The following is a 7,559-nucleotide window of genomic DNA, read 5'->3' on the forward strand; positions in this document are numbered from 1 at the left end:
GCCCCCACCCGATCCGCGCCCGCCCTCATCCGACGCGGCGCCCCCGTCCTCGACAGCCGCCGCCTGCACGGCTGGGCCACCGACACGTGGCGCAGCATCGTCGCGATGACCGACCCGAAGACGGGTCTACCGGCTGACAACATCCCCGAGTCGCTTGCCGCCCAGGACCGCTCGGGCTACACGTCGCCGACGAACATCGGCGGCTACCTGTGGTCGACCATCGCGGCCCGCGAGCTCGGCATCATCAGCCGCGGCGAGGCGACGGCCCGCCTCATCCGAACGCTCAAGACGGTGGAGCGCATGGAGCACCACACTCCGAGCGGGATGTACTACAACTGGTACGACGAGGCGACCGGCAAGGCGCTCTACTCCTGGCCCGGCTCCGGCGACAAGGTCGTCCCGTTCTGCTCGAGCGTCGACAACGGCTGGCTCGGGGCCGCCCTGCTCGTCGTGCAGAGCTCCGATCCCGGGTCCGCCACGTGGGCCAAGCGGATCTTCGACCGGATGCGCTGGGACGCCTTCTACGACGACAATAGCGACCCAGCCCACCAGGTGCGTCCCGGTGGCCTCATGCACGGCGGCTTCTACCCCTACGAGAACGGGCGTCCGGGAGGCACCTACCAGGGCACCCACATCGGCGGCGACCCGGTGTGGCTGACGACGCACCACTACGACACGGCCGTCTCCGAGACCCRCATCACGACCTACCTGGGGATCCTCACGGGCCAGGTGCCGGCGACGGCGTACTACGCGACGTGGCGCACCTTCCCGGACGCGTGCGACTGGTCGTGGCCCGAGTCCCGCCCGACGGGCGTCAACCGGACGTACTTCGGCATCGACGTCTACGAGGGCGCCTACACCTACCGCGGCATGCGCATCGTGCCCGGCTGGGGCGGCTCGATGTTCGAGGAGCTCATGCCGGACGTCTTCGTCGACGAGGCCCGCTGGGCCCCGAACAGCTGGGGCCGCAACCACCCGCTGCACGTCCGGGCCCAGCGCGAGCACGGCCTGCTCGAGGCCGGCTACGGCTACTGGGGCTTCAGCCCGTCGAGCGACCCGTTCGGCGGGTACCGGGAGTACGGCGTGGACGCCCTGGGCCTCAACCCCGACGGCTACTTCTCCGACGAGCAGAAGACGAACTACGACGCGGGCTTCGGCGACTGCCGTCCGGCGACGAACCCGGCGCCGACCTACGGCGACGGTGTCGTGACGCCGCACGCGTCCTTCCTCGCGATGATGCACGAGCCGGGTGAGGCGTACGCCAACCTGGCGAAGCTGCAGGCCGACTTCGACTCCTACGGTCGCGGCGGCTTCTTCGACGCGGTGGCCGTGCGGTCGGGCACCGTCGCGCGTCGCTACCTCTCCCTCGACCAGGCGATGATCATGGGCTCGGTGGGCAACGTCCTCGGCCAGGACGTGATCCGACGAGCGTTCAGCACCAAGGCTGTCGAGAGCCGACTGCGCCCGGTCATCGGCATCGAGCAGTTCGGCGCCAGCCCGGTGGCCTGACCGCCCCCCAGACCTCGTGGCCGCCGGACGCAGGCGTCTGGCGGCCACGAGCCCCCTCACGAACGAAAGGCTTCACCCGTGCGCCCCGAGCTCCGAACCACCGAGGACGGCGTCGCCTACCGAGACCTCAACGGCAACGGCCGGATGGACCCCTACGAGGACCCGCGGCTGCCGGTCGACGAGCGTGTCGAGGACCTGCTCGGTCGCCTCTCCCTCGAGGAGAAGGTCGGCCTGATGTTCCAGACCGTCATCGAGGCCGGCTCGGACGGAACGGTGCTCGAGCAGCCGGGCGCCATCAGCAAGTCCCCGACGAGCACCGTCGTGCTCGAGAAGCACCTCAACCACTTCAACGTCCACGCGCTCGACGACCCGCGCATGGCGGCCCGGTGGAGCAACGCCCTGCAGGCGCTCGCCGAACGGACGCCACACGGCATACCCGTGACGGTGTCGACCGACCCGCGGCACGCGTTCATCGAGAACGTCGGGGTCTCCTTCTCCGCCGGCGCCTTCTCGCAGTGGCCCGAGCCGCTCGGTCTCGCGGCGCTGCGCGACGCGGACGCGGTGCGGCGCTTCGCCGACATCGCCCGGCAGGAGTATGCGGCGGTCGGCATCCGTGCCGCCCTGCACCCGACGCTCGACCTCGCCACCGAGCCGCGCTGGGCGCGCCAGGCGGGCACGTTCGGTCAGGACCCTGACCTCGTGACGGAGCTGGGTGTCGCGTATCTCAAGGGTTTCCAAGGGGATTCACTCGGGCCGGGCAGTGTCGCGTGCACGAGCAAGCACTTCCCGGGAGGCGGGCCCCAAAAGGACGGCGAGGACGCGCACTTCCCCTACGGGCGCGAGCAGGTCTATCCCGGTGGGCGATTCGCCGACCACCTCAAGCCGTTCCCTCCGATCATCGAGGCCGGGACGGCGGGGATCATGCCGTACTACGGGATGCCCGTCGACCTCGTCGTCGACGGCGTCGAGATCGAGCCGATCGGCTTCGGCTACAACAAGCAGGTCGCCACGGGTCTGCTCCGCGAAAAGCTCGGCTACGACGGCGTCGTCGTCACCGACTGGGAGCTCGTCAACGACAACCACGTCGGCGACCAGGTGCTGCCGGCCCGCGCGTGGGGTGTCGAGCACCTCGACCCGCACGGCCGGATGGAGCTCATCCTGGAGGCCGGGGCCGACCAGTTCGGCGGCGAGGAGTGCGTCGACATCCTCCTCGACCTCGTCGCGCAGGATCGCGTCACCGAGGCGCGGATCGACGAGTCGGCCCGCCGCATCCTCGCCGTGAAGTTCCGGCTCGGCCTGTTCGACGACCCCTACGTCGACGAGGACGCCGCCGCCGCGACTGTGGGCCGGGGCGACTTCCGCGACGAGGGGTATGCCGCCCAGTCCCGTTCGGTGACCGTGCTGCACAACGATGGCGGTCGGCTCCCGCTCGAGCTGGGCCTGCGCATCTACGCCGAGCGGCTCTCGCCCGAGGCGGTCGTCCGGCACGGCAAGCCCGTCGAGCGGCCGGAGGACGCGGACGTGGCCGTCGTGCGGCTCACGGCGCCGTTCGACCCGCGCTCCGACCTCTTCCTCGAGTCGTGGTTCCACCAGGGGTCGCTCGACTTCCCGCCCGGTCTCATCGCCCGGCTCGAGCGGATCGCCGCGGTGTGCCCGCTCGTCATCGACGTCGTGCTCGACCGGCCCGCTGTCGTGACACCGCTGCTGCGCTTCGCCTCGGCGGTCGTCGGCAGCTTCGGCAGCAGCGACGACGCCCTGCTCGACGCCCTGACCGGCACCATCGCGCCCGTCGGTCGCCTACCGTTCGACCTGCCGCGCTCCATGGACCAGGTGCGGGCACACGACGAGGACGTGCCGGGCTACGACGACCCGCTCTTCCGCTTCGGCCACGGCCTCACGATCTGACGCGGAGCCCGGGTTGGGTCGAGGTGATCCGCGACGGCATACGGTCGTGAAACACCTCGACCCACGCGGGTGGCGGGTCAGCCGCTGTAGCCCTCCACGGTGCGCTCGGAGCGCACCTCGGCATCGTCCGGGTTCTCGCCGAACTCGCGCTTGGCCCGGCGCTGGCGCAGCAGGTCCCAGCACTGGTCGAGCTCGACCTCGACGCTGCGCAGTCGCGCGTGCTCCTCGTCGACGGTGATCTCGCCTGACTGGAGCGCACCCCGGAGGCGGTGCTCCTCGTCGATGAGCGAGGTGATGCGGTCCTGGATCGAGGGGTCGTCAGCCATGTCGTCACCTTGGCACGGCGCGGCGGTGCCGTCGAGGTCTAGCATGTGGACAGTGGCCACATTCGCGCTCGTCCCCGGCGCCGGCGGCGCCGCCTGGTACTGGCACCGCGTCGTGCCGCTCCTCCAGCAGGCCGGCCACGAGGCCCTTGCCATCGACCTTCCCGGCGATGATCCGGCCGCCGGTCTGGGCGAGTATGCCGCCCTCGTCCTCGACGCGGTCGCCGGCCGTGACGACGTGGTGGTCGTCGGGCAGTCGATGGGCGGTTTCACGGTGCCGATCGTCGCTGCGCGCCGCCCTGTCGCCGGACTCGTGCTGCTCAACGCCATGGTGCCGTTGCCGGGGGAGACGGCCGGCGCCTGGTGGGAGGCCGTCGGATCCGAAGGGGCGCGCATCGCGGCGGCCCGGGCCGGCGGGTACGACGAGCAGCTCGACCTCGACACGTACTTCCTCCACGACGTGGACCCGGTCGTCGCCGCAGGTGGAGCGCAGCACGAACGTCCCGAGGTCGAGCGTGCCTTCGAGACGCCGTGCGACATCGAGGGGTGGCCCGACGTCCCGACTCGCGTCGTCGCCGGTGCCGACGACCGCTTCTTCCCGCTCGAGCTGCAACGTCGCGTGGCCCGCGAGCGTCTCGGCCTCGAGGTCGACGTCCTGCCCGGCGGTCATCTCGCCGCCCTGTCACGGCCGGCCGAGGTGGCGGCCTGCCTGCTGTCCGCACCCCGACGGTCAGGCCATTGACACATACCGATATGGGAATATGATCGTCCCATGGCACGAGCAGCGACGACGTCGGACGTCTTCAACGCGGTGGCCGAGCCGCGGCGCCGCGAGATCCTGGTGCTGCTGCGCGCGGGTGAGCGGCCGGTGACCGAGCTGGCCCAGGAGCTGGGGATGACCCAGCCGGGGGCCTCCAAGCACCTGCGGGTGCTGCGGGAGGTCGGGCTGGTGCGGGATCGCAGGGCCGGCAAGCAGCGGTTGTACGGCCTCGACGCCCGAGGGCTGCGACCGGTTCACGAGTGGACCGGCGGGTTCGAGCGGTACTGGAACGAGGGCTTCGACCGGCTGGACGAGTACGTGCAGGACCTCGAGCAGGCACGACAGGAGGAGTGACCCATGGCAGCGACAGGACGGGACACGCATACGCAATCGGCGACAGCCGACCGAGAGATCGTCATCTCCCGGGTGATCAGCGCCCCGCGGGAGCTGGTGTTCGAGGCCTTCACCGAGGTGCGGCACCTGTCGCGATGGTGGGGACCGGAGGGGTTCACCACAACGACGCGGGCGTTCGAGTTCCGGGTCGGCGGGGAGTGGGACTTCGTGATGCACGGACCGGACGGGACGGACTACCAGGAGTGGATCTCCTGGACCGAGATCGACCCGCCGGAGCGAATCACGCTGCTGCACGGTGAGTTCCGCGGCGACCCGAACGCCTTCGAGTCGGTCTTGACGTTCGAGCCCGACGGCGAGGCGACCCGGCTCGAGATGGGCACGGTGTTCCCCACCAAGGCGCTGCGCGACGAGGCGGTCGAGAAGTACCACGCCGTCGAGGGCGGTCAGCAGACCCTGAACAACCTCGCTGCCTATGTCCGCGCGATCGTCCGGAAGGGAGCGGAGGGCTGATGGCGGGGAAGGTGTTCTTCAGCGTGTCGATGTCGCTGGACGGTTTCATCGCGCCTGAGTCCGTCGAGGACCTCATGGGGCGGCAGTGGATGGAGTTGCAGCAGTGGGTCTTCCCGCAGCGGTTCTTCCGGGAGAACCTCAAGCTCGGCGGGGGCGGTGAGGAGGGGCGTGACAACGACATCCTGCGGGAGACGTTCGAGCGCACCGGCGCGAGCGTGATGGGCAAGCGCATGTTCGACGCCGGCGAGCATGCGTGGCCGGAGGAGGCGCCGTTCCACACGCCGGTCTTCGTCGTGACGCACGAGCAACGTGACCCGTGGGAGCGGTCAGGGACCACCTTCCACTTCGTCAACGACGGCATCGAGTCCGCGCTCGACCGGGCCCGCGAGGCGGCCGGCGACCGGGACGTCCGCATCGCGGGTGGCGGTGCGACGATCCTGGAGTTCGTGAACGCCGGTCTGGTCGACGAGTTCTCGATCGCGCTCTCGCCCGTGCTGTTCGGCTCCGGGGTCCGCCTGTTCGAGGGCGTGGACGCGGGCCGCGTGGCTCTCGAGCCGGTCCGATCCGAGCCGACGCAGCGGGTCAGCCACCTGACCTACGCAGTCCGGGCGGAGGTCTGAGGTCTGCGCCTCTCGTCAGCCGCGAGATCAAGCGGCGACCCGACCCCAACCTGCGGGTCATCCCCGGCGTCTCAGAGCATGGACGGAGACACCGTCCGGAGTCCTCTGGGAGACCGCCATGAAGATCACCTATCCCTGCATCGCCTATCCCTGCATCGCCCTGCTGGCCTCCGGCGCCGTACTGGCCGCGCCGGCTGTGGCCGCGGGGTCGACACCCGCCTCGGTGACGTCCACGGTCGCCACCGTGGGACAGGCAACAACCACCGACCCCGTGCTCCACGCCGACCAGCTCGTCCGGGCCTGGGGTCGCGGTGACCGGATGGGCGCTGCCGCTCTCGCAACGCCATCGGTCGTCGCCGCGCTCTTCGGCTACTCCACCCCCGGAGGCGTGAGCTGGCGGCGGATCGGCTGGCAGGGCGCCGCGGGCACCATCTTCGTCACGTACCACGACGACGCCCGAGGCGGCACCGTCACGCTCGCCGTCAGCGACGTGCTCCTCGGCCAAGGCGACCAGCAGGCGGCATACGACGTGCGGTTCTCACGGGCGCGTCCCGTCGGGCCGGTGGGCTACGCCGACCAGCTCGTGCGGGCGTGGGGACGTGGCGACCACGTCGCGGTCCAGCGCTACGCGACGGCGCCAGTGGCCAGTGCCCTCTGGAGCCACGCCGACCCGGGCGGCGCCCACTGGCGGCGGATCTTCGCCCAGGGTGCGGCCGGAACCACGTACGTCACCTACCACGACGACGCGAAAGGGGGCACCCTGACGCTCGCGGTCGGCAATGCCGCGGAGCAGGACGGCCAGCTGCACGCCGTCTACGACGCGCGGTTCGGTCGCTGACGCCGACGCGCCGGCGCAGAGAACCAACCGGTGAACGTGCTGCGGCGTCACAATGGCGTGGCACAGCAGACGAGAGCTGTGAGGCTCGATCCTCGGGAGGGCGCGATGCGCGATCCGCGCGCCTCCCACGAGACCGACCCCCACGAGCCCGACGCGAACGTGGGCGACGCCAACATGGGCCAGCTCTTCGACGCCCACTACGGCAGGCTCGCCGGCTGGACCGCACGCCTCGTCGGCGACACCGAGCTCGGGCACGACCTGGCGACCGAGGCCTTCGTCCGGCTCGTGCGGGAGGGCGGCACTGTCCATGAGCCACGGGCCTGGCTCTACACCGTCACGGCCAACCTCGTGAGGGACCACTGGCGCAAGCGCTCCCGGGAAGGGACCGCCTATGGCCGGCTCGGGGCGCCGGCAGGCAGCACCGACCGAGACACGGCGACCGTGCTGACCGTCCGCGAGGTCGTCCTCGCTCTGCCCGACGCGTTGCGGCTGCCCGTGATCCTGCACTACTACGCCGACCTGCCGGTGGCCGCGGTGGCCGCGCGGCTCGGAAAGTCAGAAGGGGCGATCAAGCGGGACCTGTTCGATGCCCGCCGCCGGATGGCGGCACAACTGGAGGACGTGCGATGAGTGACGACCCGCAGGGCACCCCCGAAGACCCGGCCGGCGGCGCCGCCGAGCCAAACGTCCGACCTCACGCCGTCGACCCGGACGCCGCGCTCGTGCGCGACTTCTTCGCG

The 7,559-nt window shown here is 70.9% G+C and carries 9 protein-coding genes; 8 read left to right on the forward strand and 1 reads right to left on the reverse strand.

From position 1 onward, the window contains the following. Together AC1DP0_RS14740 and AC1DP0_RS14745 are read left to right on the forward strand one after the other, a co-directional pair. On the forward strand, positions 1–1,509 hold a 1,509-nt coding region (locus AC1DP0_RS14740), incomplete at its 5' end, for a glucoamylase family protein (protein WP_478085346.1). A 78-nt stretch (positions 1,510–1,587) separates the two neighbouring features. Further along, complete coding sequence (locus AC1DP0_RS14745) at positions 1,588–3,414, forward strand: glycoside hydrolase family 3 protein (RefSeq protein WP_478085348.1); 1,827 nt, start codon at positions 1,588–1,590, stop codon at positions 3,412–3,414. Positions 3,415–3,491: 77 nt separating this feature from the next. Here the strand turns inward: AC1DP0_RS14745 and AC1DP0_RS14750 are convergent, their stop codons facing one another. After that, complete coding sequence (locus AC1DP0_RS14750; protein ID WP_478085352.1) at positions 3,492–3,740, reverse strand: DUF2630 family protein; 249 nt, start codon at positions 3,738–3,740, stop codon at positions 3,492–3,494. Between the two features lie 52 nt (positions 3,741–3,792). On the opposite strand from AC1DP0_RS14750, the gene AC1DP0_RS14755 reads away from it, so the two are divergent. From AC1DP0_RS14755 to AC1DP0_RS14780, 6 genes are all read left to right on the forward strand, one after another. Further along, positions 3,793–4,479, forward strand: a complete 687-nt coding sequence (locus tag AC1DP0_RS14755; RefSeq protein WP_478085354.1) for an alpha/beta fold hydrolase — start codon at positions 3,793–3,795, stop codon at positions 4,477–4,479. 30 nt (positions 4,480–4,509) lie between these two features. Next, a complete protein-coding gene (locus AC1DP0_RS14760; RefSeq protein ID WP_478085356.1) occupies positions 4,510–4,851 on the forward strand; it encodes an ArsR/SmtB family transcription factor in 342 nt (113 codons plus the stop codon). Positions 4,852–4,854: 3 nt separating this feature from the next. Continuing rightward, the gene (locus AC1DP0_RS14765; RefSeq protein ID WP_478085359.1) at positions 4,855–5,361 is read left to right on the forward strand and encodes an SRPBCC family protein; all 507 of its coding nucleotides are present in this window, start codon (positions 4,855–4,857) and stop codon (positions 5,359–5,361) included. Continuing rightward, positions 5,361–5,981 (forward strand): dihydrofolate reductase family protein, encoded by a 621-nt coding sequence (locus tag AC1DP0_RS14770; RefSeq protein WP_478085362.1) that lies wholly within the window; start codon positions 5,361–5,363, stop codon positions 5,979–5,981. Before AC1DP0_RS14765 ends, AC1DP0_RS14770 begins: the two co-directional genes overlap by 1 nt. Positions 5,982–6,099: 118 nt before the next feature. Further along, positions 6,100–6,819 carry a hypothetical protein gene (locus tag AC1DP0_RS14775; RefSeq protein ID WP_478085364.1) on the forward strand — a complete coding sequence of 240 codons (720 nt, stop codon included), beginning with the start codon at positions 6,100–6,102 and terminating at the stop codon, positions 6,817–6,819. 105 nt (positions 6,820–6,924) lie between these two features. Further along, positions 6,925–7,449 carry an RNA polymerase sigma factor gene (locus AC1DP0_RS14780; protein WP_478085366.1) on the forward strand — a complete coding sequence of 175 codons (525 nt, stop codon included), beginning with the start codon at positions 6,925–6,927 and terminating at the stop codon, positions 7,447–7,449. Positions 7,450–7,559 lie beyond the last annotated feature (110 nt).

The organism is Terrabacter sp. P5_B1 (genome assembly GCF_056400505.1).

Excerpts from the sequence above, each read along its gene's own strand:
- AC1DP0_RS14770 (WP_478085362.1), top strand. The coding sequence starts at position 5,361 with ATGGCGGGGAAGGTGTTCTTCAGCGTGTCGATGTCGCTGGACGGTTTC.
- AC1DP0_RS14775 (WP_478085364.1), top strand. The coding sequence starts at position 6,100 with ATGAAGATCACCTATCCCTGCATCGCCTATCCCTGCATCGCCCTGCTG.
- AC1DP0_RS14750 (WP_478085352.1), bottom strand. The coding sequence starts at position 3,740 with ATGGCTGACGACCCCTCGATCCAGGACCGCATCACCTCGCTCATCGAC.
- AC1DP0_RS14780 (WP_478085366.1), top strand. The coding sequence starts at position 6,925 with ATGCGCGATCCGCGCGCCTCCCACGAGACCGACCCCCACGAGCCCGAC.
- AC1DP0_RS14760 (WP_478085356.1), top strand. The coding sequence starts at position 4,510 with ATGGCACGAGCAGCGACGACGTCGGACGTCTTCAACGCGGTGGCCGAG.
- AC1DP0_RS14765 (WP_478085359.1), top strand. The coding sequence starts at position 4,855 with ATGGCAGCGACAGGACGGGACACGCATACGCAATCGGCGACAGCCGAC.